The sequence below is a fragment of the Symplocastrum torsivum genome (assembly GCF_059505465.1).
The window spans coordinates 50,573-73,572 of sequence record NZ_JCACKQ010000013.1; the positions used below are offsets into that span (position 1 = coordinate 50,573).

At 46.3% G+C, this 23,000-nt stretch carries 16 protein-coding genes; 5 read left to right on the top strand and 11 right to left on the bottom strand.

Going from position 1 to position 23,000, the window contains the following annotated elements; genetic code table 11:
- Positions 1-361 precede the first annotated feature (361 nt).
- The 7 genes from AC5JL3_RS04480 to AC5JL3_RS04510 form a co-directional block, all read right to left on the bottom strand.
- Complete coding sequence (locus tag AC5JL3_RS04480) at positions 362-1,579, bottom strand: acetamidase/formamidase family protein (RefSeq protein ID WP_496073329.1); 1,218 nt, start codon at positions 1,577-1,579, stop codon at positions 362-364.
- A gap of 237 nt (positions 1,580-1,816) precedes the next feature.
- A complete protein-coding gene (gene tkt / locus AC5JL3_RS04485) occupies positions 1,817-3,853 on the bottom strand; it encodes a transketolase (protein WP_496073330.1) in 2,037 nt (678 codons plus the stop codon).
- 289 nt (positions 3,854-4,142) lie between these two features.
- Entirely contained in the window at positions 4,143-5,393 is a 1,251-nt protein-coding gene (fabF, locus tag AC5JL3_RS04490; RefSeq protein ID WP_496073331.1) for a beta-ketoacyl-ACP synthase II, read from the bottom strand.
- A gap of 66 nt (positions 5,394-5,459) precedes the next feature.
- Positions 5,460-5,708 carry an acyl carrier protein gene (gene acpP / locus AC5JL3_RS04495; RefSeq protein ID WP_192217833.1) on the bottom strand — a complete coding sequence of 83 codons (249 nt, stop codon included), beginning with the start codon at positions 5,706-5,708 and terminating at the stop codon, positions 5,460-5,462.
- 298 nt (positions 5,709-6,006) lie between these two features.
- Positions 6,007-6,234: a hypothetical protein gene (locus AC5JL3_RS04500; protein ID WP_496073332.1), complete on the bottom strand. Its 228-nt coding sequence runs from the start codon at positions 6,232-6,234 to the stop codon at positions 6,007-6,009.
- A gap of 1,032 nt (positions 6,235-7,266) precedes the next feature.
- Positions 7,267-8,205 (bottom strand): DUF2382 domain-containing protein, encoded by a 939-nt coding sequence (locus AC5JL3_RS04505; protein WP_496073333.1) that lies wholly within the window; start codon positions 8,203-8,205, stop codon positions 7,267-7,269.
- A gap of 159 nt (positions 8,206-8,364) precedes the next feature.
- The gene (locus AC5JL3_RS04510) at positions 8,365-9,219 is read right to left on the bottom strand and encodes a DUF2382 domain-containing protein (protein ID WP_496073334.1); all 855 of its coding nucleotides are present in this window, start codon (positions 9,217-9,219) and stop codon (positions 8,365-8,367) included.
- 327 nt (positions 9,220-9,546) lie between these two features.
- Between AC5JL3_RS04510 and AC5JL3_RS04515 the strand changes: the two genes are divergently transcribed.
- A complete protein-coding gene (locus AC5JL3_RS04515) occupies positions 9,547-10,191 on the top strand; it encodes a bifunctional 4-hydroxy-2-oxoglutarate aldolase/2-dehydro-3-deoxy-phosphogluconate aldolase (RefSeq protein ID WP_496073335.1) in 645 nt (214 codons plus the stop codon).
- Between the two features lie 280 nt (positions 10,192-10,471).
- Positions 10,472-11,284: a carbon-nitrogen hydrolase family protein gene (locus tag AC5JL3_RS04520; protein WP_496073369.1), complete on the top strand. Its 813-nt coding sequence runs from the start codon at positions 10,472-10,474 to the stop codon at positions 11,282-11,284.
- Positions 11,285-11,357: 73 nt separating this feature from the next.
- Here AC5JL3_RS04520 and AC5JL3_RS04525 read toward each other — a convergent pair whose 3' ends face one another.
- The 3 genes from AC5JL3_RS04525 to AC5JL3_RS04535 all read right to left on the bottom strand — a co-directional run bounded on the left by AC5JL3_RS04525 (position 11,358) and on the right by AC5JL3_RS04535 (position 14,788).
- A complete protein-coding gene (locus AC5JL3_RS04525) occupies positions 11,358-12,548 on the bottom strand; it encodes a Clp protease N-terminal domain-containing protein (RefSeq protein ID WP_496073336.1) in 1,191 nt (396 codons plus the stop codon).
- Positions 12,549-12,905: 357 nt separating this feature from the next.
- Positions 12,906-13,574, bottom strand: a complete 669-nt coding sequence (locus AC5JL3_RS04530) for a response regulator transcription factor (RefSeq protein ID WP_496073337.1) — start codon at positions 13,572-13,574, stop codon at positions 12,906-12,908.
- Positions 13,571-14,788 carry a sensor histidine kinase gene (locus tag AC5JL3_RS04535; protein WP_496073338.1) on the bottom strand — a complete coding sequence of 406 codons (1,218 nt, stop codon included), beginning with the start codon at positions 14,786-14,788 and terminating at the stop codon, positions 13,571-13,573. The genes AC5JL3_RS04530 and AC5JL3_RS04535 overlap by 4 nt, the downstream gene beginning before the upstream one ends.
- Positions 14,789-15,065: 277 nt before the next feature.
- Between AC5JL3_RS04535 and AC5JL3_RS04540 the strand changes: the two genes are divergently transcribed.
- The 3 genes from AC5JL3_RS04540 (at position 15,066) to AC5JL3_RS04550 (ending at position 18,009) form a co-directional block, all read left to right on the top strand.
- The gene (locus tag AC5JL3_RS04540) at positions 15,066-15,530 is read left to right on the top strand and encodes a Spy/CpxP family protein refolding chaperone (RefSeq protein WP_496073339.1); all 465 of its coding nucleotides are present in this window, start codon (positions 15,066-15,068) and stop codon (positions 15,528-15,530) included.
- 165 nt (positions 15,531-15,695) lie between these two features.
- Positions 15,696-16,475, top strand: coding sequence for an intradiol ring-cleavage dioxygenase (locus AC5JL3_RS04545; RefSeq protein WP_496073340.1), 780 nt, complete (start codon positions 15,696-15,698; stop codon positions 16,473-16,475).
- A 763-nt stretch (positions 16,476-17,238) separates the two neighbouring features.
- Positions 17,239-18,009 (top strand): sucrose-phosphate phosphatase, encoded by a 771-nt coding sequence (locus AC5JL3_RS04550; protein WP_496073341.1) that lies wholly within the window; start codon positions 17,239-17,241, stop codon positions 18,007-18,009.
- A 35-nt stretch (positions 18,010-18,044) separates the two neighbouring features.
- On the opposite strand, the gene AC5JL3_RS04555 is transcribed toward AC5JL3_RS04550, so the two are convergent.
- Positions 18,045-21,713 (bottom strand): EAL domain-containing protein, encoded by a 3,669-nt coding sequence (locus AC5JL3_RS04555; RefSeq protein WP_496073342.1) that lies wholly within the window; start codon positions 21,711-21,713, stop codon positions 18,045-18,047.
- Positions 21,714-23,000: the final 1,287 nt, after the last annotated feature.

Sequence of the window (23,000 nt, forward strand, 5' to 3'; positions counted from 1 at the left end):
TGTTGATGCATGGACATAAATGAGAGCGTGGAACTCAATCAAGGGTGATCTTACTGTGAGGACTAAACCCCGCAATTGGCGAAGAATATAGCGTTTTTCAAGTTGATGAAGTACAAATTGCTTGTAAGGGCGCACGGCGGTGCGCCCTTATGCTGTACTGACTCGAAAACGGCTGTAAATAAACATAGCTTAGGAATAATAGGTAATGGACTGTTTGCGATCTGCCTTTGGTGGTGCCGAAAAGCGCGAGCGCCCACTGTCTATGTACCCCTTCTCCAAAACTGTGTTATTGCCAAACTGCTATTTGGTTATGACTTTACAGCGTGTAGAGATGTTTCAGGTAACTCTCTACAACCACCCATCAAAGCTCAAGGTCTTTGAGCAAGTCTTTGGAAATTACCCCATGAATGCCTTTAACAATATCCACCACCTGGGAAACTTCAAAGTCAATTGCTGCACTTCCTAGTAGTAGGGCATCCGCTTTCGTCATTCCGTACTTCTCTTCAATAATCCGCAGGGACTCCCGTACCGACTTCTTCATCGCCTCGTCCAAGTCCTTGTCTAGTCCAATCGCTAGCCATGCATCCGGTGTTTCAGCCATTGGTGTATCTAGTTTCATGTCCTTATGGACAACTAGCTCAAATGTCGGAGTCAGGGAGCATTCAATCGCTGTCAAAGCGACTTCCCCATTGCCTTGAGCGCAGTGGGGGTCTCCGGAATAAAATAGTGCCCCTGGAACTTGAACAGGCAAGTAGAGGCTGGTGCCTTCTCCGATGTGCTTGATGTCGATATTCCCGCCATAAATTCCAGGCGGCACAGAGTTTACGGCATCTTCCCGGTTAGCCGGAACTACTCCCATGATTCCCATAAATGGCTTCAGAGGAATGTCTACATTCGGTCGTCCATTGGAGGGGCGGAAAACCCCAATTTTGCGCGCTGCATCTATGGGAATTACTTTTGAATAGATGGGAGCATCATTTTCTGGGTACTCACCCGGTAGTGAACCTTTGCTGTGACGGTTAGAAATTACGCCATAGGGTGCCCGATAATCAATTTTAAGGGTCTTGATTTCAAGGACATCTCCAGGTTCAGCACCTTCTACAAAGACTGGGCCTGTAATAACGTGTGGTCCTGGACCCGTTTTTTCTACCTTAGCCTTGACAGTAAGCTGGTCAGGCAGGATTTTCTCTTTAGTAATCCCTGCTTTTGTGAAAAACTCGGTGGTGTCTCCTTGGTCTGCTAGGATGCCTTCGTGGGAAATCGTCTGCATGACGATGCGATCGCCTGATTTCACGCTCAAAATTGGCTTGCTATCCGACTTAAATAGCTCTCCCCAGATCACATTTTCAGTTGTAGACATCACCGTATGGGTTGCTGCTGTTGCCCCGACAACAGGTGACAAGGTGCCGACCAAACCCCAAAGCAGGACAACTCCAGCCGTTGTTCCGGCTATCCAAGCCCAGTGACGCGGTAAAAAAGACTTCAAAGATTTCGCAATCGTCTGCCCTAGACTTTTTACCACTACTACACCTCTATGCCAATGGCGATACGCCAATCCTGACCACTTTGGCTTTTTCATCGTATTTCTGTTCTCCTTCACACCCACGCCGCCTAATAATTAGAACCTTTTCAAGCCACCTTGATGGAATGTCAAGGCTCCATGCTTAACGTCGAAATATAAAAGGAATCTTAAGTAGTCTTTGTAACCTAAATTACAAATCAAGAGAAAAGCCCCCTACCTTTAGGAGTAGAGAGCTTTGTTAATTAACATTTTGAGTTGATTAGCCGTCTAAAAACTAACAACTCTTCAAGGCACTTAACCCAACAACTCTTTAGCCTTTGCTACCACGTTATCTACCGTGAAGCCGAACTTCTCCATGCAGACTGGGCCAGGAGCGGAAGCACCAAAGGTGTCAATGCTGACTGAGACTCCCTCACTGCCAGTGTATTTACTCCAGCCAAAGCTAGTGCCTGCTTCCACCGAAACTCGCTTGGTTACAGCTTTGGGCAGTACGGATTCCCGATAGTCTGCATCCTGAGCTTCAAACAACTCCCAACAGGGCATTGAAACGACCCGTACTTTTTTGCCCTCACCACGCAACTGCTCTGCTGCTTTGACACAGAGTTGGGTTTCGCTACCTGTCCCAATCAGAATAAGATCAGGCGTACCATCGCTATCTGACAGGATATAAGCGCCTTTTGCTACACCCTCAATAGAGGTATTGGGAAGATTGGGCTGTGCTAGCCGAGAGAGAGCTAGGAGTGAAGGCAGTGTCTTATTACCGAATTTCATTCCCCTAGCCGTCTCAATCGCCACCTTGTATGCCCCGGATGTTTCATTGCCATCAGCAGGGCGAATTACCAGCAAGTCGGGAATCGCTCGTAGAGAGGCAATATGTTCAATCGGTTGGTGTGTCGGACCATCTTCGCCGAGCTGGATTGAGTCGTGAGTCATCACATAGATGACACCCGCTTCAGACAAAGCAGAGAGGCGAATCGCCGCTCGCATATAGTCGGTAAACACCAAGAAGGTAGCGCAGTAAGGAATCAGCCCCGATCCATCCAAAGCAAGACCGTTGCAGATGGCTCCCATACCATGCTCACGCACTCCAAAGCGGAGGTTGCGATGTTCGTATTGATCCTTTTGGAAGTCTCCGGGGAAAGTCTTCAGATAGGTATTGTTGGAAGGAGCTAAGTCAGCAGAACCACCGATGAGTTCTGGGAGAACGCCAGCTAGAGCATTGAGGACTTTACCTGATTGGACGCGGGTAGCTTCCCCCTTGTCCTCTGGTGTGTAGGTCGGCAGAACCGAATCCCAACCCTCTGGGAGTATAGCCTCATGCATCCGGTGTAGTTCGGCGGCTTCTTGAGGATATTTCTCCTTGTAACGATCAAACAGTTGATTCCACTCTTCTTCTATTTTTGCTCCGCGATCGATCGCTTTGCGCCAGTGATTAAAAGCATCTTCTGGAATAACAAATGGCTCGTATTCCCAACCCAAGTTCTTGCGTGTAGCCTCTACTTCTGCGGCACCGAGGGCGGCACCGTGGGCATCATGGCTATCAGCTTTATTGGGTGAACCATAGCCGATTGTTGTGCGAACCTTAATTAAAGAAGGCTTGTCGGTGACCGATTTGGCTGTTTCGATGGCTTTATGAATTGCCTCCAGGTCGGTGTTGCCATCTTCTACAACCAGGACGTGCCAGCCGTAAGCTTCATACCGCTTACCAACATCTTCTGTGAATGCTAGGTCGGTGGAACCGTCGATGGAAATATGATTGTCATCGTAGAGGGCAATCAGCTTGCCTAGCCCCAAGTGTCCAGCTAGGGAACAGGCTTCGCTGGTTACGCCTTCCATGTTGCAACCATCACCTACGATGACGTAGGTATAGTGGTCTATGACTGGGAAATCGGGTTTATTAAATTTGGCTGCCAAGTGAGCTTCAGCCATTGCAATTCCAACACCATTGGCAAGCCCTTGACCCAAAGGTCCGGTTGTAATCTCGACCCCAGGATTCATGAAGTTTTCTGGGTGACCAGGGGTTTTTGACTCCCATTGGCGGAATTGCTTGAGGTCTTCGAGGGTAAGATCCTCGTAGCCAGTCAGGTAGAGCAGTGCATACTGCAACATACTGCCATGCCCCGCAGACAGCAAGAAGCGATCGCGATTCAACCAGGCAGGATTTTTTGGATTAAACCGCATAAAGCGATCCCACAGCACGAATGACATCGGTGCTGCGCCCATTGGCAGCCCTGGATGACCTGATTTCGCCTTCTCTACCGCGTCAATTGCTAAAAAGCGGATGGAGTTGATGCACAGTTCTTCGAGAGATTGTTGGGTTGCAACGGCCATAATTTCTGTTTAATGACTAAACGTGAACTAAGGTTTAACGCAAGATTTGTGTGAGCTAGAACTCTCGGACTTACGCACCCTTTAGATTATTTTAGGTATTTTTACCCAGTTGATCCCCCTTGTGTCGCCAAAAATTTTTGGGGCAATTGGGGGATACTAGAGCGTCAGTCTTGAACTTGACAGCTCTCGGTTACCCTAAGGCTATATACTCATCATCCCATTAGGGGGATCGATGAGCAAGCCTTGGGGATAGAGAGTAGAGCCGTCGATAGGGACTAGAAATTCATCCCTACCTGTATTTCTTGAATGCTAACGTGACATTGTGACCGCCAAACCCAAAAGAATTGGATAATACCACTTCTACCTTTTGATCGCGACTGGAACCTGGTACATAATCAAGGTCACAAGCGGGATCGGGATTTTTTAAATTGATTGTTGGTGGAATTTTGTCATTAGCTACTGCCATCACCGCTGCGACAGCCTCAATGCCACCAGAGCCACCCAATAGATGTCCGGTCATTGATTTGGTGGAACTAACGGCTACTTTGTAAGCGTGCTCACCTAAAGCTTTTTTAATTGCTGCTGTTTCCGTCGCATCGTTAGCTGGGGTACTGGTGCCGTGAGCATTGATGTAGCTCACTTGCTCTGGCGTAATCCCAGCGTCTTTCAACGCTAGCTGCATTGCCCTAGCTGCACCTTCTCCACCTGGTACAGGTGAGGTGATGTGATAAGCATCGCAGGTCATCCCGTAACCGACGATTTCGGCATAAATTTTCGCCCCACGGGAGAGAGCGTGTTCTAGTTCTTCCAAGAGGAGAATACCAGCTCCTTCGCCCATCACAAAGCCATCGCGATCGCGATCAAAGGGACAGCAAGCTGATTCAGGCGTATCGTTACGGGTAGAGAGGGCACGGGCAGCAGCGAAGCCTGCAAAAGACAACGGTGTTACAGCGGCTTCGGTGCCTCCACAAATCATCGCCTGAGCATAGCCTCGTTGCACCAAGCGAAATGCATCCCCTACAGCATTAGAACCCGCTGCACAGGCAGTCACTGTGCAGTTATTCGGTCCTTTTGCACCCGTATGAATTGCCGTCAGACCCGCTGCCATGTTGGCAATCATCATCGGAATCATAAACGGGCTACATCGATCAGGTCCACGAGTTAGGTAGATCTCTTGCTGATCTTCTAATACTTTGAGTCCACCAATACCCGTGCCAATAATTGCACCCACCTGTTCTGCGTTCAGCTCGTTAATCACAAACTGAGCGTCTGCCAGAGCTTGCTTGCTGGCACATACCCCAAATTGAGCAAAGCGATCCATACGCTTTGCTTCTTTGCGTTCCATGTACTTATGAGGATCGAAGCCTTTCACCTCACCAGCAATTCGGCAATCGTGCCGGGATGGGTCAAACAAAGTAATCGGAGCAATGCCATTACGCCCGCTCAACAACCCTTCCCAGTACTCAGCTACAGTGTTGCCTATCGGTGTAATTGCACCGAGACCTGTAACAACGACGCGCTTTTTTTCAAAATTTGTCATGATGCCAGTAAAACAGGGTTTGCACACCCAAAACGCAGAACTTCTCGTGAAATCCTAAAGCTCATCTTAAGCAGGAGCTTCTGCTTTATTACTGATATAGTCTACAGCCGCTTGGACGGTCGCAATCTGTTCAGCAGCCTCATCCGGAATCTCGATGTCGAACTCTTCTTCCAAAGCCATCACGAGTTCAACAGTATCCAGGGAATCGGCATTTAAATCGTTGGCAAAGTTGGCTTCAGGCGTTACGTCATTTGGGTCAACTTCCAGTTGTTCCGTAACTATTTTCTTAACTCTCTCAAAAATCTCTTGGTTCATAAAATGTTCCTCAACCTGGTCGGTTGAACTTTTCAAGCTGTGTTACTTACCTAGTTCTAGGCATTTTCTCATCTTATCGGAAAGCGGTGCGATCAATACGCTAGATGGTCGCTTCTCTAACTGGCACCTGATTTTTTTGGTAAGTCCACACTTTCTTTGACAATTGCTAGCCCCATCCCAGTGCCAGACATAGTCCCGACCTGACTGCCTCGACGAAGGACTCAGATAGTTGAGGAAGGTCTTCTGACCCAGTGTGATAATTAAGCGCAGGATGCGGCGCGATCGCAAAAAGCCAGGGCTAACTGTCTACAGAACTTGAAGCACAAAGACGTTGGCTATACTTCAATTCCCGGGACTCTTGCTTTACAAGACCTGCCATTGCGGATTGCTGTAATGTCATGAAAGCGTTTAAATCGTCTAAGCCATACTTGGTTGTTTGCAAAAGCAGCCGCAATCGATTCTCGGCTTCAACTGTTAAGTAGCCAGTGGCGAGAGCCTGTTGGACAATTTCAAGAATTCTATCCATTTGCTTAGACTTCCACCTGTTCAGCAAAATCGGAGATTCAGAAAACGTCTGAAGCATACATCACATTCAAATGCATTAGCAAAGAGAGCAGTCCAACTGATCTCTCCTGAGATTGAGGTAGATGGCAACCCTGTGGAAGCCATTTCACAGCGGAAAAAGTAGACTAGAACGCTTGTAAAAGTCAGTTTTTGCGCGGTAGCTGCGGTAGCTATAGTACTTATCACCCTTTCTTGTGCCTTTTATGCAAAAAGTTTCCTCGACTTGCCGTAACCGTCGGCAGGAAACAACGTGATGTTTAACAAAACTAAACAAGATTGTGACTTCATGCTTCACCCATTCGGGTAGTTTTGCCTAAAGTCATTGTCTAGTACCCTCAGAAAATCAGGGCTTTAGTGGTTGTTGCTTGGAAGAACGGCTTACTCTAAAAACCAAAAGTCACTGCCACCACCGAGTTGGGAAATTGCTGGATGATCTAGTTTTAGGCAACTTCCATCGGATACCGACTCTACTTTAGAGGATTAAAAAGGCGATCGCTGGCACCGGGTGCGATCGCTCTATTGAACTATTCTCTGTTTCACACCGATGATGAAGATATTTCAAAATGGCTGGACAAGGTGCTAACAACTATACTGATACTTCCGTGGCGCTTAGCTATTCCTTGATTTACCTGTAAAACATCCTCATCATTTCACCGAATTATTTAGAAGCCATACTCTTAGTAAGGCGTTCTACTACAACTGTCTCCCTTTGATGTTATTTTCGACGCGAACATTCACTGAAAGTTCCGCTACAAACAATCTACTAAAGCAACATGATGAATTACGATCTTCCTCAAGGTGAAAATAATTATAAAAAATATTCCCCCTTTCGGAGGGAATCTAAATTGTCATCAAGATTACTAACATCTACAAGGTAATTCAGCTACTTCATAAATCTTATCACCAATTTGGTGATTGACAATTGGGGCGAAGATACTGTTCTGTACTCGTTGTGAGCGTAAGGCTGATGGAGCCTCTTGCGAAAGCTACTGATTTACTGCCTAGAGCAACGATCAAACATTTTCTGGTAGGTTTCCTGAAGTTCTGGGTTATCTAAAACCAGTTCCACACGTACTTTTGCACAGCCATGCCGTCCTTGAAGGGCGATCGCTTCTAAAAGATTACTCGCCGCTTTTGGAGACAGAAATTCCCCAGTCACAGTCGGACGGATATCAGAAGTTGGCACTGCTAGCTGCGGTACAGCACTATCTGAACGAGATGCGTCTCTCAGTTCAACACCAGTAACTTCCCCATGTCCTAAGTCAATTTCTGCGAGTTGTATAGTTTCTGAGCCAACTTGCTCAATGATTAACTTCTCGCGTTGAACAGGTACCTCTACAATACGGGTTTCAATTTCTTTGCGAACAACAACCTCGCCTATTTTCCGTTTGCTGCGGTTGATAACCAACCGTTCTTCTAGCAAGCGAACAATTTCTTCTTCTACTACCTCTCCTAGGTCAGGATCGTCAATCATAGTTCGGTTATTCAATTCTTCTGGATATTCCGTTGTTAAAGATTCCGGCTTGGGACGCGAAGTTTCACTATTCTCTAAACTGGTGTCGCTTACCTGAGTGACTGGGGGTGTCACCAAGGGTTCTGAAACCGCCTTCACGTCCTGGACAGAAGGTTGATACACAGGTAGCTGATTAAGTTCTGTTTGAGTGAGGTCTACAAAAAGCACTCGATTAGGTGTATCAACTTTCTGAATATATCTACTACTTAATAAAAAAAGAGGGGAGGTAGATTGAGCCTCTGAACGAGACATAACCATGTTCAACTGGCGGCTCTGGTTGAGTATGAAATCCTCAATCCGTCCAATGAGTTGCCCTCGCATATCGATCACAGCGTATGAACGCAGTTTTGCTCTTAATTTTTCTAATAAGTCATTGATTCTCGTTTTATTTTTTATAAACTCCGCCTTGCTCCCAGACATTTCTGTTCCCTCTCTCTTCCAATTTAACTAAAGCCGTATTTAAAACTACAGGTAGAGCCAACTGAGTTGCTTGCTCTACCTGTATCAGCTATGAATGCTTTCTTACTAGTACAATTTTGGCTTGTGCAGGAAAGCTATTCAAGTTTGGGTTTTGGAAGCCTAGCGATTTCTGTTAATTACAGGATTACCGTCAGTATCAACATCTAGCTCTTCACGACGAAGTGTTTCTGTTGCATCGACAGTTTCATGAGTCACTTCTTTTCTGATGTTGATTTCTTCACGCACGAAGGCTTTCTTTTGAATGTCAGCTGTTTCTTCGTAAACTTCCATCCGTGCAACTTCTCCATCCTGGAAGTCAACACTACCGGGGGTAACTTCCCTTGTATCAGTTGGGGTTGTACGCTCAATAATTACGCGCTCTTTATCGAGTGGAACTGAAACCTGTGCTGTCTCAGTTTCGACGTGCTTACCAACTACAACTTCACCAGTCTTTTGACGGTTTTTGTTTGCAAACAAACGCTCTTCATACAGTTTGATTCTCTGCTGACCCTGCTCAGCTGTGTTATAGAGATGCTGGTCATGATCATCATATTTGTAGGTGTCACGGCTATAGCTAGGCTGAGTAGCAGCGGCAGCAGCTACACCTGTACTGGCTGCGGCTGGTCGGAAAACGCCTCTAATCCGCTCTTCGTAGTCGTAGTCAACCGTCATGTTATCGCTGTACTCAGGCAAGCTTTCTACTTGCTCTTTGGTCAGACCTGTAACATAAACGCGGTGGCGATCATAATCCATTTGAACGCGACCAACAGGTACCAAAACTTTCTTACCAAAGACCCAGAAACCAGTGTCTAGTACTAAGTACCGGAAGCGTCCTGTTTCATCAAGAAGAGCATCATAAACACCACCGACTTTATCGTCTTTTTCGGTGTAAACATCATATCCTTTGATGTCATCGCCGCCGAAAATTTCTTGCTTGTAGTTTGGATAAGCATCTGCGAGTTTTACAAGAGCCATACAATCAATCTCCTATCTTTCATTTCTATTAAACACTTGAATAAACAATAGTCAAAAATGCATCTAGACTTCATCTTACTAATGGCAGATAAGTGAGAAATACTGTTTATGGCTTCAAAACTGTAAACTAGTTATACCAAAGCTTTTACTTTAGGTTTATTTTTATTAGGGTTTTTAATCACTAAAATTGCTAATACTTCAATTCATCTATCGAATGACTGAAAGTAAAATATTAAAAAATAACTCTATTTATAGACGATAAAAATATATTATTAACTCTGGCGGAAACTCAATGGAGTTTGATAATGTCTCAAGTTTAGTTGAACAATGGATAATCACTCTTGGTTAACGCTGTTGCAACAGCAGCGAGCGATCGCAGTCATTCGAGCATCTCGCCAGTCTCTAGGGGTTCAAATGGCTAAGGCAGTGGTGGCAGGTGGGATGTCGGTAATAGAAATTACTTGGAATAGCGATCGCGCGGCTGAATTAATTAGTCAATTGCGCTTGGAACTACCAACTTGCATCATCGGAACAGGTACTTTATTAACTCAAGTACAATTACAACAAGCGATTGAAGCTGGGGCACAGTTTCTCTTTACCCCTCACGTAGACACGGCTTTAATTACGGCTGCTGTGGATGCAGGTATTCCAATTGTTCCAGGCGCACTTTCCCCTACAGAAATTGTTACAGCTTGGCAAGCTGGCGCTAGCTGTATCAAGGTTTTCCCGATTGAGGCGGTAGGAGGAGCAAATTATATTAAAAGTTTGCAAGGACCATTAGGTCAGATTCCTCTAATTCCTACGGGTGGGGTTACGCTAGAAAATGCCAAGGAGTTTATTACAGCCGGAGCCGTTGCTGTTGGTCTTTCTGGAGAGTTGTTTCCCAAGCCGTTAGTTGTTGCTGAAGAGTGGGAGGCGATCGCACAACGAGCAAACACTTTAAGACAACACTTAGGAGTCCTACACACATAACAGTAGTGTATGCATCCAAGAGTAGTTTTTTGTAGAACGAGAGAAGTAACTCAGCGATAAAATACAGATAGCTACTGCTACCTTGAGTAGCTCAGTTGGGAAATTCCGTTAGTGGTTAATCGTGGAGTCAAGCGGTACGTTATCTATAAGAACGCTCGAAAATCTCTATTGCATTGCAAACAAGTTTGGAACGAACTTAGAGTGATGGATGTAGCTGTAGACTCCTTTGCCTGTTATAGTTGCCAAAACTCAGTCCTAGAATTTTCCGTTGTCATTACCAATGAAGTCCTATCTTGCCGCTGCAATTCAAATGACAAGTCTGCCTGACCTAGAGAAAAATCTGGTTGAGGCAGAAGAACTCATAGAACTTGCCGTGCGTCGGGGTGCCGAACTCGTAAGCCTACCTGAAAATTTCTCCTTCCTGGGCACAGAGAAAGATAAAATTACTCAGGCAGAAGCGATCGCACAACAAAGTGAGAAATTTCTCACAACGATGGCACAGCGTTTTCAGGTGACCATCCTAGGGGGTGGTTTCCCAGTGCCTGTAAACAGCACAAGGGTCTATAATACGGCTCTGCTCATCGACCCTAGTGGCAATGAACTTGCTCGTTACCAGAAAGTTCATCTGTTTGATGTCAATGTCCCTGATGGCAACACGTATCGAGAATCGACTACAGTGATGTCCGGTACCCAGTTGCCCCCTGTCTATCCTTCAGAACAATTAGGCAACTTAGGGCTTTCCGTCTGCTACGATGTGCGCTTTCCAGAGCTTTATCGACACTTATCATACAAGGGTGCCGACATTTTATTTGTCCCTGCTGCCTTTACTGCCTACACTGGCAAAGACCACTGGCAAGTTCTTCTCCAAGCTAGAGCAATTGAAAATACCTGCTATGTCATAGCACCTGCCCAAACAGGTCGTCATTATGCGATGCGCCATACTCATGGTCACGCCATGATTATTGACCCGTGGGGCTTAATTTTAGACGATGCTGGAGATACGCCAGGAGTAGCGATCGCGGAAATTAACCCAGCTCGCCTTCAACAAGTCCGCCGCCAGATGCCTTCATTGGAGCATCGAGTTTTTGTTTAAGTAGGGGAAGCAGGGGAAGCAAGGAGGGTATTTCAGCACGGCTTGGTCTACCAATTCCCAATTCCCCATTTTCCTAATCAAATACAGGTGACCAGAGTTCAGATACAGGAAGTTCCCATTCAGGTAGTAGTTCTGTGAGTGTCAAGGTTTCGCCATTCTTTAGGATAATCCTCTCACTCCCTTGGCGATCGCAAGTCACAGTCTGCTCATCCGGGTCAATCAGTAAGCCAATTTTTGCTCCTTGCTCCAAGAACAATTGAATTTTGTCTTGGAGTAAGGATACTCGGTCAAAAGCAGATTTTATTTCCACGACTAGGTCAGGTACCAGTTCAGGATAGGTTCGTGGTATCCGCTTCAAGCGTTCTCGTGAGATGAATGCAAGGCGGGTAACCAAAACGTCTCCATTCGGTAGCGCAAAACCTGTTTGATGAACCACCCGCCCCAATTGCCGTGGTTCAATCCAAGACACTAAGCGGGTACTCAAACGGACACTAATTTCACCAGAAGTAAAGTCTGCTGGGCGTTCTGCCTCAGATGACTCACTACTTACAGCCCAGTTAAACCGACTCGTCCTCATTAGAACTGATGGTTCCTCTCGAAGAGGCTGTTGTAGTTGTTCAAGAACCTGTTGTTCCAAATCCTGAAGGTTGATGCCAAGGTTCTTGAGGACAGCCGTTGATACGCCATCTTTTTCGCGAATTAGACCCAAAAGAATATGCTCTGTGTCAATTTCATCATGGCTCAACCGCTTTACTGCCTCTGAGGCAAGTTTGAGAACCTGCTTTGCTCTGGGAGTCAAGGGTCTTTGCCTATCCAAAAGTGTTGAACCGTAGCCGATAATTTTCTGCACTTCCACTTGCGCCTTCCAGAGGTCTACCCCCATCGACTGGAGAAGCTGAGCAGAAAAGCTTGTTCGTTCACTGAGCAGTCCCAGCAGAATCTGTTCAGTGCCGACAAAGTTATGCCTCAAGCGTTTTGACTCATTTTGGGCTAGCCTTAGCACTTCGATCGCTTTTTCGCTAAGTCCTTCAAAGCTCTTTTCTTGGGGGAATCTTCTGGCGAACATAGACCTTTGCTCCAGAATGAATATTTTTTCAACAGGGCAGTTAAAAAGTTCAGCAATTTTGAAGGCGAGGGGAAGGCTGGGGTCAGATTTCCCCGTTTCCAGCGCATTGACCGTTTGACGGCTGACATCTAAACGTTCTGCCAAGTTCGCCTGAGACCAATTCCGTTCAGTTCTAAGAACACGTAGACGGTTTTTCATTCTTGGAAAACTGATTCATCAACGTCGCTCTATCTAGAAAATAGGTGAGAGGGGACAGGTAGTAGGTGGTAGGTGGTAAGGATTTTCATCGCAATGCTAGTGAACGCAGCGCATAGGCGACTGTCTTGATACGAGCCGTCGATTGGTAAAGTAAAGCTTACAAGCAAGTAAAGTAAACTTTACTTTTTTAGAGTATAGCAGTTCTTCCAAAGGATGAAATACCCTCATGTGGGTTAGGAGAGACTATTGCTGTAAATTTCACAATTATTTGGCACTTATTCTTCAGCAGGAGAAGAGGCAAGTTAACCGTAGCTCGTTTTTGCGCTGTTGCTCTGCACGTACCTGATTCAATTCCAGTTAGTGCTGCAATAGAGGTAAAAAAGCACTAACAAACATGGCAGCCTGAGTGCGATCGCGCAAATTTAACTGACTCAAAATCCTGGTAATGTGGTTTTTGACCGTTCGTTCTGAAATGTAGAGCGCTTCTGCAATCTCCCGATTACTCGCACCTGTAGCAATGAGGCACAGCACCTCTCGTTCTCTAGCCGTCAGTCCTGTGAGTTCTGGGGGAAGCTGGGTAGGCTGGGGTGGAGTTAAGGGTGGAGTGTGAGCGATCGCTTTTTCCATTAATCCTGGACCCATTTGGGTGTAGCCTTTATGAACGGCTCGAATGGCTCCTGCTAAGTCATCGGAATGAGTGTCTTTTAGCAGATACCCTCGCGCCCCTAATTGCATGGCTTGCGAGACATAATCATCGTCGTCAAATGTCGTCAGCACTAACACTTTGGTTGCGCTAAATTGCTGACAAATCAGGCGGGTGGCAGCAACACCATCCATGACAGGCATCCGGACATCCATCAAAACCACATCCGGTTGCAAGGCTTCGACTTGAGCGATCGCCTGTTGTCCGTTTTCCGCTTCACCTACGACTTCTAAATCCGGCTTGGCTTCCAGGAGACTTCTCAATCCCTGACGAATAATCATCTGGTCATCGACTAGTAATAGGCGAATCTTGACATCTGTCATAGTGCCAGCCTCGGTAACGGAATCAACACAGTAATTCGGCAGCCTTTTCCCGATTGACTTGCCAGGAAGAACTGTCCGCCCAACGCCACAGTTCGTTCCCGCATTCCCTGGAGTCCAAACCCGGTTGTATTTCGCTCTGGATTAAACCCTTGACCATTATCGTTAATCTGGAGTTGAATCGCTTCCGGATTCTCTCGAAGGTCAATGCTGACCTGGGTCGCAGCGCTATGCTTGTAAATGTTGGTCAGCGATTCCTGAATAATTCGGTAGAGTGCTGTGCTAATTTCTGTAGGAATTGGCTGAGATAGTTGAATCCTATAGTTTGGCAGAATTCCGCTTGTTTGGCTAAACTCATTGACTACTTTTGCGATCGCGGTTTCCAGCGATTGTCCTTGCAAAGGATCGGCTCGAAGTGTAGAGATTGAGCGCCGCACCTCCTGTAATGCCCTAGAACCTAGCTGTTTTGCCTCCTGCAAAAACGATGCTGTTTTCTCGGCATCGGGTGGCAGAAACAACTGGGCATTTTCTAACTGAATACTCTGTGCTGTCAAGGCGTGTCCTAAGGCATCATGAATTTCGCGGGCAATCCGATTTCGCTCTTGCAACGTTGCTTGGTCTTCAATTCGCAGGGCATATTGGCGCAATTGCTCGTTGGCAAGCAGCAGTTTTTCACGGCTTTGACGTTCGGCAAGCAAAGCATTGACCAACAGTAAGATAAACAGGAGAGCAAGTCCAAAGGTGACTGCTGCATTCAGCTTCAGCGTCAAAATCGTATTGGCTATAGATTCTGGTATTGGTCCGTGTCTTGGCGGACGCGGTGCAGGTCGTACAAACAACGTCACCAGGAAGGCAATAAATACCAGTCCTGCCACAATCAGGCGACCAACTTGCTCAAAGATCAGACAACTGCGAATTAAGATAATTAGACTGACCAGTGGGAAAAAGTCAGGTCGGCTGTCCAGCAAAAACGCTAAAAACAGTAATCCAAACTCCAACCCTGTATAAAGCACTTTGTCACGAGGACTCCCAGTCGGAAGCTTTAAGCCCATCAGACCAAAGCACATGAGCGTGAGAATCGACAATAATAGAGTTGTTGGACTAATCCCATGTCGGGTGGGTCGAATCTCTCCCAACAGCGTTATCCCCAACAGAATCCATTCCAGATAGAGCATCAGGTGAAAGGAATGGCTGGAAAAGGGCGCTCGGCGGTGCATGGTAGGGAAAGGGAAATGATTTCAGCCCTCCTTATGTAGCAGAGAGCGACTTTGCAACGATTACTTAGTTTTAATCTATTTCGGATAGAGCCTCAATTTCCAGAGCCTTGCTTCCCAACTTGAACAGGACATCTTGTGACCAAACTCATAAAGGGATTAGGACTTTGGTACTAGGTCAAATTGGGAAGTTCGATCCATGCGGAAGACCGATACCAGTTTCTAGGATTTAAATATCGAACAGCCCAATAGTTCGATTTGTCAATACCTAAGGACTACTATGAACCCTAAATTTGGTCTAAGTCTGAAAAACCGACTCTCTACCATCAAACTATTGCCACTGGTAGCTGGCACACTTTCTCTGGCACTCTCTACTGCAATTGTTCCAGTCGTGTTTGCTCAATCTAATACACCGCCTGCACCGACACAATCCCGTCAGAACTGGCTGAACTTGACACAAGAGCAGCAAGAGCAAATGCAGCAGATCAAGCAAGCTAAGCAAGAGCAGATCGACAACATCTTGACAGCGGAACAACGTTCTCTTGTGGAGGCTGCCAGAAAGAACGGAGAACATCCCCGTCGGGTTTTTCAATCGCTCAATCTCACTGACGAACAACAAGCCCAAATGGAGGAAGTACGTCAAACCGCCAAAGAGCAGATGGATGCAATCCTAACCGCCGAGCAGCGTCAGCAACTTGAGCAACATCGTCAATCCCGCCCTCAAGGAATGCGAACCCCGCAGTAGACGGATTGCTCCAGACGCGATCGCTCATCCAAGAGCCAATACTCCTCAGTTAAGAAGAATTGTAGGTTGGGTTAAGGTAATGAAACCCAACCTATATCAGCTTCAGTTTAGAGCTTATCCGAACACTATTGGAGGTTTATAGAGAGTATCTAGTAAGTAAATGAGATGAAAAAAGACCGTGTGACAACAACCCCAGTAGCTTCCATAGTTAAGCGACGAGAGGTGCTTAGCTTTCTAGGAGCAACAGCAGCCGTATCGCTCGTCGGATGCTTACGTGGACAGTCCGCCTCAGTAAAACTGACGGGCACGTCAGCTCAGACACCAACTCAGACAGCGATAGCGACGACACCTTCTTGTGTAGTAAGACCTCAACAAACAGAAGGGCCATATTTCATTGATGAGAAGCTCAACCGCTCCGACATCCGGTCAGATCCCTCTGACGGTTCGCTAAAGCAGGGAGTACCGTTGCGTTTGGTGTTTCATGTCTCTCAGATTGATGGTCGCTCCTGTACACCTCTGACTGGTGCCGCCGTGGACATTTGGCACTGTGACGCGATCGGCGTCTATTCGGACGTAACAGACCCAAGTTTCAGTACCGTCGGGAAAAAGTTCCTGCGTGGCTATCAGGTGACGGACACCAATGGAACGGTCGAGTTCGTTACAATTTATCCCGGTTGGTATCCAGGCAGAACGGTTCACATTCACTTCAAGATTCGCACTGATTCTGCGTCCCAACAAGGTTATGAGTTTACGTCACAGCTTTACTTCGATGATTCCCTCACTGATCAAATCCACGCACAGTCGCCATATGCTGCTAAGGGGCAACGCAGCGTGAACAATAACCGAGACGGCATCTTTCGAGATGATGGTGAGCAATTGATGATCCAGCTAACCGAAGATGCACAAGGCTATGTAGGGGCATTCGATATAGGCCTTCAGATATAGCTCTTCAGCAGTCAGCTTTCAGCGGTCAGCTTTCAGCAAAATAGGCTCCGGCTAAGGCTTATAGCCTCCTGTCGATGTCCTAACCTCATTGGCTACTGCTATAACGCTCTTCTGTCAGTCTAGGTGATCGCAAAGGCTGTAATCCTGATAGGACGTGAGTTTTCCCAATTGGTCTACATTTTTGAGTTTCTGATAGAAACTCACCCCTCAAATCGTTATGTGGAAAAGCTCTCAAGCTTTTACTTTGAGCGTGATTTTCCGAGACTGACAGAAGAGCGATAACTTGAACTTTGACATTCTCCCGGACTAACCGCAAGCAGAAAGCCTTACGAAAAAAAATCGGTGGCTGTAGAAATTACACAACCACCGATATGGAACAAATTAGAGGAAATCCTAGAGACTTAGGTCAAAATTTTTTGCCATTTTTATCTTTGGGTGCTACACATCAGCGTTTCAGAAGACTCCCAATCCTCTGCGATGTGTAGCGCATTGCAAAAGTAAAATGGTTTGGCTTTAGGTTTGATAAGCTCTAACAAGGCTACGTTAATTCTTTACTACAAAGCCCGTCTCAGAGATTCCTGAAACTTTGCCAAAAACTTCTGCCTTAGATGGGATGACTCAAACTTTAGCTACCTCTTAGGGAAGACACACTCTATAGTAGGCTGGCAAAGAAGCAAGGGAACCACAGCGACTTGACCTTTGCTCAAGACGAAAGTATGACACTGTCGTATAGGACAATAATGCAGTAGCAAGACAGCAAGTGATGAGCGAGGTTGCCGTGGCAGCATTTCTATTCGTAACTGATTTAGACAATACTTTAGTGGGCGACGACTACGCTTTGATAGAACTCAACCAGAAGTTGAGCCAACATCGGCAAGAGTATGGGACAAAGATAGTTTATGCCACAGGGCGATCGCGTAGTTCCTACAATACCTTGAAAGCCGAGAAGCAACTCCTAGACCCAGATGCACTCATCGCTTCTGTAGGTACAGAAATTTATGATGATGATCGAGACGATAACCCTGATCCAGCTTGGTCAGAAAAACTTTCTGAAGGTTGGGATCGAGAACTCGCTGTGGCAACGGCTGCCCATTATTCTGACCTAGTCCCGCAAGAAGACTCTGAACAGCGTCCCTTCAAAGTTAGCTATCTAGTGACAGAAGAAGCGGCTGTAGAAGTGTTACCCCGCCTGAAATCACAACTTTCTGAGCGTGGACTTGATGTTAAGTTAATCTTTAGCGGTGGTAAAGACCTCGACATTCTCCCCCGCCATGCCGACAAAGGACTAGCGGTACAGTTTCTTCAACAAAAGTGGGGAATTGATACCACACGAACCGTTGTCTGTGGCGATTCAGGAAATGACATTGCTCTATTTAGTGTCGGTTCTTCACGAGGAATTATTGTTGGCAATGCGCGACCAGAACTCCAGCAGTGGTACGACGAAAACCCTGCTGATTATCGGTACTTAGCTCAAGGACACTGTGCGGCTGGTATCTTGGAAGGCTTACAGCACTTTGGTTTCTTTAGCAGTTAACGGCTGAGCCAAACCCAGCCTTATATCTTAGAAGATTAGTCGGAATCTTCTCCCGATTCTAGTTGCCAGCCCCGTTGATGCGATTCCGCAATCAGCATTGCCCTAGCCGCTTCACTATCAACAGGTTTGGAGAAGAAATATCCTTGCCCATATTCACATTGCAGCGCAATCAAGGGGGAAACCTGCTCTAATAGCTCGATTCCTTCTGCAACAACATCCATACTCAGGGTTTGGGCAAGGGTCACGATCGCTTGTACAATCTCTGAGTTCTCACCTAAGGCTCCAATTCGGCTCACGAATGAGCGGTCAATCTTGAGTGTGCTAATGGGAAAGTGGTGCAACCGACTGAGGGAAGAATAGCCAGTACCAAAATCATCAATACAAAGATGAATATTTCTTCTCTTCAGTTCTAGGAGTAAATCCCTAACTAAGTCGGGGTTTTCCATAACGAGGCTTTCTGTAATCTCCAGCTTCAAGCTGCCAGTTACAAGATTCGTCTCCTGAAGAATTTTGTCGATTTCATCCAACAGCGCTGGTTGCACAAACTGTTTGCCTGAAAGATTGACATTAATCGTCAAGGGTTGGGCTGCGGGAAATTGCTCCTGCCAAATTTTCAGTTGACGGCAAGCTTCCCGCAATGTCCACCAGCCAATGGGGGTAATCAGTCCCGTCTCTTCGGCTGTGGGTATGAATTCTGTTGGGGATACTAAGCCGCGTTGCGGGTGCTGCCAGCGCACCAAGGCTTCAAAACCGATAATCTTCCCCGTAGAGAGAGAGACAATCGGTTGATAGTGAACCCGAAACTCCTGCCGTTCAATTGCCCGCCGCAAATCCGTCTCAATTTGCAATCTCTCCAAGGCACAGCGATGCATTGCCGCGTCAAACACCTCATAACAGGATTTCCCTTGTGCCTTAGCACGATACATGGCAATGCCAGCATCCCGGAGTAAGTCTTCAGGTTGTAAGAGGCGATAATCAGTTTGCTTTAGCATAGCGGTATCGCCTTCTGAATTAACCTTACTATCGTTATTGCTTGTATTCAGAGCAATACCAATACTGAGTGTCATAAACACTTCAGTCTCATCTAGATAGAATGGCGCACTTAGCGTCTTATCAATCGACTCAGCCACACGGGTAGCATCACTGACATCCTGAATACCTTCGAGGAGGATACCAAATTCATCTCCTCCCAGACGCGCTACTGTATCAGTAGGACGCAAGCAAGTTTGGAGGCGACTTGCAAAGTTTTGGAGCAACTGGTCACCCACTTGGTTACCCAGGCTGTTGTTGACTAACTTGAAACGATTGAGATTTAGAAATAGAACAGCTAATAGATAAGGCTGACTTGAGACGTTGCCCTCAGTAGACTCTTTTGCCCGTCGCATCGCTTGCCGCAGGCGATCCATGAATAAAGCCCGGTTGGCTAGCCCTGTTAACTGATCGTAAAAGGCATTATGAATCAATCGCTCCTCAGCAAGTTTGCGATCGGTGATATCGAAGGCGTAGATGCGAAGGCAATCAATTTCGTCGATGTAGTGTAAAACTTGTTCGTAATACGCTTCACCAATTTTGACCTCCCGTTTGAAAGAACCTTCGTGTTGCAGTACTGTCGCAATTGATGGGACTCCTGCCAGAAATGGATGCTGAACACCAAGGTCTTGTAAATCAGGCAACACCCGCATGGCTTCTGGATTGAGATAACGAACGTAACCGTCTAAATCCGTTTCAACAATTGGATTGGGAGTAAGTAGCGGAAAAGAAGCCAACCGGGCGCTTTGTTGCTCTATCTGCCGACGTTCTGTAATGTCCCGTCCCACTGACTGAAACTCAACTAGGGGCAGATGCTCTTCCTCGGTCCTATGAAGAACAGCAGGATATCTCTCTTGACCCACAATCACTCGATCAGTCCACTGTTGCCAGTGAATCTTACCGTTGGGTGTCACAACCTGGTATTCTCTTGTCGCGACTGTGCCTTTGAGACTAAGAGCAGCAAGGTACTTTTGAGTCTTTTCCTGATACTCGTAAGGAATCAATTGGAACAAACTGCTGCCGAGAAGTTCCTGAGAGGTTTTGCCAAAATAGCGGCAGTAGGCATCATTGACGAAGGTTAGTGTGCCATCTGAGAAAAACCGACAGATGAGTTCTGTTTGATCATCAACGATCGCACGATACCGTTCCTCGCTCTTCCGCAGTTCTTCTTCTAACTGCTTACGCTCCGTAATATCAATTCCTATACCAAAAAAGAAGTCTAGTTTGCCACTGTTGTTGAAGATTGGGCTACCACGCCATTCGACTAACAGTTCTTGACCTTCTTTAGTTAGCACGTAGTTTTCCTGCAAGATTGGCTGCTTTAATCTCACAAGCTGCTTAAAAATTTGGGAGAGGGCTTCGCGGTCAGCCTCTCGAACAAATGTTGATAAATAATCAGCGCCCAAAACCTCAGGCAAGGTGTAGCCCAAAGCCTTGAGGAACGATTGATTCATCATGATTGTCTTGCCTTGGGCATTAATGGCAACAAAGAAGGCAGAACTCGTTTCAATCAGTGTTTTCGTAAAATCTTTTTCCTGGCGCAGTTCTTCTTCTAACTGCTTGCGCTGAAGCACTAAGCCCAATTGCATCAAAATGGTTGTCAAGAGTTCAACTAAAGGCTTATCTACCGTGCGGGATTGGGCAATGAAGAAGGTTAGAACCGCAAATACCTGTTCACTAACAAGAATCGGAACACCAAACTCACGACGTCCAGCCGCCTCTGCCTGGGGAGGAATCAATGCCGTATCGGGTTGAGCCGAATTATCTTCAATCCACTGTGGCTGCTGTGAAGTCCATACCCGCCCTGGTAAGCCTGTATTTGGAGGAAAGGTCAGTATTTCTCTTGTCTGTCTAAACTGATACAGGGTTATGGGGTCACCATACCAAGCCGGACTACAGTTTAATCGTGAATTGTCAGAGCAAGGAAGCCAAGCTTCGCCATAATCCCAGTTCGTAAGTTCGCACACTTGGCGAAGTACTACGTTAAGCGCTGAGTCAACATCTGAGGCTTCATTGATCGCTTGTGTTAAGGATTGCAACAGATGGCTCACTTGTGAGGGTTGTGTAGCGGACTCGAAGGAAAAACGCGATCGCCTATTGAGTTCGTTTCTTAATGGCTCAGTGTCTCGCGCTAATGTTGCTGTCTGTTCGTTGAAACGTTGCTCTATCTCGGCTTGCCGTTGAATTGTTGGGGTTGGATGTAATCGGTAAGCCTCGGATGGAAGCGTTGAGACTACTGCGTCTAGCTTGGCTAAAGGAACAGATCCACTGGGAGCGAGAGTTTTGCGATCGCTAACTGGATTCTCCCGGCGTGGTTGTGCTAAGACCTTGGGAAGTAACAACACCGTCAACAACCAAATGGTCGCCGTAATTACTTCTATTCCCGCTCCTAGCCAATAGCTTGAGCTTGGGTGCCCAAGAGTCCATAAGTCGATTAAACGAGTTGTGCCACCAGCAACTGTAAGCACCCCAAGTATCATCAAGATTCCGACATAAGACCAATTGCGGCGCTGGGTCACCCAGTAAAGCAGCAGGATTGAAATTGCGTAATAAAACAAGGCAATCAGTGATTCGGCTGTGATATCTAGCCAAATCAGCTTTGACTTCCATAAATCGGGATACCCATTGAGCATAAGCAGTCTGTCAAAACACAGAGGTTCCCAACATTCCAACATAAACACTCCTGGTCAGGCACCTCACTACCATTCGGAGGAACCGAAGTAAGTTCTTCTAAGGCTCATCATGCCGGATTTGCTCTTAAGGATGAAGCAATCGGCTTTACACTTTACAGAAGCTCAACAAATGTCTCGGCTACCAACTTAAAGCCAGACAATCAGAGCGATGGGGAGGTAGGGATAATGTACATAGAGACTCCCCTCCATCATCCCATCCCCCTATCCGTCTGTCAGCCATGTGTCTTATAGACGACAGGTTGCGCCTGGTAGATGCGTCGCTCCAAAGGCAGCCCTCAATAGACATGGCTAGCTTATATACAATTGAAAATTGTCTGTTTAGTGGGTCGCTCATCAATCAGTCCTCTTATGGGGATTGGTAGCGGCTTCGGGATTTCTGCATAGCACCCTAGCTTAAGCATAATCCTCAGAGCTTGTTTATCGGAAGCAACTACTTGCTGCTTTTCCTCCTACTGATTCCACTCACAAGACCTACGCAGGCATTTTTAGTATTAAAAATTAGCTTTTAAACTCTATTAGGTAGTGCGTCGTTATCCTGATGGCGCAAGTCTTGCCTTAGTTTACACGCTTCCTCCCTGTACTGCCACTTTAAATAGAGAAAAATATAACAAGGATTTTGTCTGCTGTATGGTTGAGATTCTATAGACTTTGGTGGTAATTTGCCGCAATCCTCGCTACCGCTACTAAGGCAACCCAGAACCTACTGTTTTTTCTATCAATAGACTATTTCATTATCCTTAACCAAGAGAAATAAATAGTACCCGCTTCTTAGTAGTAATAGAGAGCGCGTGACCTTGACATCCTTTTCAGGAAAATCAATAAATTTTCATAAATGAATCCGGATAGTACTGGCTATATCTGTAGGTATTAGCATGTACATATTTGCGAAAGTAGCACCTTAGGATGGGATGTTACTGATGATGACCTGTCTTAGTAGGTTGAGTGCAGCTACCACTAAACCTAGAACTTAGCCAAGGAGTCTTCTTGAAATTTTTTACAGGTTTACTTCAGGCTCAAAACAAATTTTGTAAGGCTTGTACAACTAGTCGGTAGTCACTCTATTCGGTTTTTGGCGAGGGCATTAATCCCACACACTAAGTTTCCGTAGCCAATCGAAGCACTCTGAATATTACATGAGTGTGGCAGCTATGGTAAACATTCATTAGGTAACAAGCTTTAGATACTACTGTTTCCTTACCGCCCCGTACTTAGACAGGATGGTGGTAAAGGAAGCTGTCTTTACAATTTTAATGGATGTAGACCCAATGA